Below are 350 nucleotides of genomic sequence, written 5' to 3'. Positions count from 1 at the left end.
AAAAAAACCTGGAAAAAATGGCTGGCGGCTTGCCGTTATTGTTTTAACCAAGCCATAGCTATGCAGCGAAGCTCGACGCGGAGGATTGGTAAGCTGAAGTTAAGAAATCTGGTAATGCAATCAGATTTACCTCAGTGGGTAAAAGAAACGCCTTGCCAGATCAGACAAAACGCGATATTTGACGCATATCAAGCATATACGGCGAGCCGTGATGCCAAGTTCAGAAGTATTCGTAACCCACGACAAACAATCAAATTCAATGATTCTAACTTCACCAAAGGAACATGGTACAGCCAGTTAACAAAAACACTATCGTTTAAGGCAAGTGAACCAGTACCAGTCAGATGTGA

Annotated in this window: 1 protein-coding gene; it reads left to right on the top strand. The window is 42.6% G+C overall.

Annotation, left to right across the window (positions count from 1 at the left end; genetic code table 11):
• Positions 1 to 114: 114 nt before the first annotated feature.
• On the top strand, positions 115 to 350 hold a 236-nt coding region (locus P5683_RS26025), incomplete at its 3' end, for a DUF4005 domain-containing protein (protein ID WP_315645956.1).

Source organism: Limnospira sp. PMC 1279.21 (genome assembly GCF_032349615.1).
GTDB lineage: Bacteria > Cyanobacteriota > Cyanobacteriia > Cyanobacteriales > Microcoleaceae > Limnospira > Limnospira fusiformis.
The sequence above is the reverse complement of the archived record's forward strand: the minus strand, read 5'-3'. Positions and strand labels throughout refer to the sequence as shown.